Below are 1,704 nucleotides of genomic sequence, written 5' to 3'. Positions count from 1 at the left end.
TTAGGATAAGCCCTCGACCGATTAGTACTCGTCAGCTGCACACGTTGCCGCGCTTCCACCCCGAGCCTATCAACCTGGTGTTCTTCCAGGGGTCTTACGAATTGGGAAATCTCATCTTGAGGCAGGCTTCGCGCTTAGATGCTTTCAGCGCTTATCCCTTCCGCACTTGGCTACCCAGCGATGCTCCTGGCGGAACAACTGGTACACCAGCGGTGCGTCCATCCCGGTCCTCTCGTACTAAGGACAGCCCCTCTCAAATTTCCTACGCCCGCGACAGATAGGGACCGAACTGTCTCACGACGTTCTGAACCCAGCTCGCGTACCGCTTTAATGGGCGAACAGCCCAACCCTTGGGACCTACTTCAGCCCCAGGATGCGATGAGCCGACATCGAGGTGCCAAACCTCCCCGTCGATGTGGACTCTTGGGGGAGATAAGCCTGTTATCCCCAGGGTAGCTTTTATCCGTTGAGCGATGGCCCTTCCATTCGGTACCACCGGATCACTAAGTCCGACTTTCGTCCCTGCTCGACTTGTAGGTCTCGCAGTCAAGCTCCCTTATGCCTTTGCACTCTGCGCGCGATTTCCAACCGCGCTGAGGGAACCTTAGAGCGCCTCCGTTACGCTTTAGGAGGCGACCGCCCCAGTCAAACTGTCCGCCTGACACGGTCCTCCTACCCGATAAGGGTAGTGAGTTAGAACTCCGATACGATCAGGGTGGTATCCCAACGGCGCCTCCCTAGAAGCTTGCGCTCCTAGTTCTCAGGCTCCCACCTATCCTGTACAGACCGTACCAAAGTTCAATATCAAGCTACAGTAAAGCTCCATGGGGTCTTTCCGTCACGTCGCGGGTAACCTGCATCTTCACAGGTACTAAAATTTCACCGGATCTCTCGTTGAGACAGCGCCCAAGTCGTTACGCCATTCGTGCGGGTCAGAATTTACCTGACAAGGAATTTCGCTACCTTAGGACCGTTATAGTTACGGCCGCCGTTTACTGGGGCTTCAATTCATAGCTTCGCCTTGCGGCTAACCACTCCTCTTAACCTTCCAGCACCGGGCAGGCGTCAGCCCGTATACTTCGCCTTGCGGCTTCGCACAGACCTGTGTTTTTGCTAAACAGTCGCTTGGGCCTCTTCACTGCGGCCCCCTCGTGCTATTCACACTACCGGGGCACCCCTTCTCCCGAAGTTACGGGGTCATTTTGCCGAGTTCCTTAACGAGAGTTCTTCCGCGCGCCTTAGAATTCTCATCTCGCCCACCTGTGTCGGTTTGCGGTACGGGCACCTTCTCCTGGCTAGAGGCTTTTCTTGGCAGCGTGGGTACATGACCTTCGGTACTATGATTTTCCCTCCCCATCACAGCTTGAGGTATCAGTGTGCGGATTTGCCTACACACACCTCTCACTGCTTGGACGAGCTATTCCATCAGCTCGCGTCGTTCCCCTCCTGCGTCCCCCCATCGCTCATAACGGATTACGGTGGTACAGGAATTTCAACCTGTTGTCCATCCACTACGCCTTTCGGCCTCGCGTTAGGTCCCGACTTACCCTGGGCGGACGAACCTACCCCAGGAACCCTTAGGCTTTCGGCGGACAGGATTCTCACCTGTCTTTTCGTTACTCATACCGGCATTCTCACTTCTATGCAGTCCACCAGTCCTTACGGTCTGACTTCTACCCGCATACAACGCTCCCCTACCCAAGT

The 1,704-nt window shown here is 55.5% G+C and carries 1 rRNA gene; it reads right to left on the bottom strand.

Annotated features, from left to right (window positions below):
• Window position 1: 1 nt before the first annotated feature.
• A 23S ribosomal RNA gene (locus tag E2980_RS23805) occupies window positions 2-1,704 on the bottom strand; the annotation flags it as partial.

The organism is Cohnella luojiensis (assembly GCF_004564235.1).
Classification (GTDB): Bacteria; Bacillota; Bacilli; order Paenibacillales; family Paenibacillaceae; genus Cohnella; species Cohnella luojiensis.
This window is presented reverse-complemented; position numbering and strand designations above follow the sequence as displayed.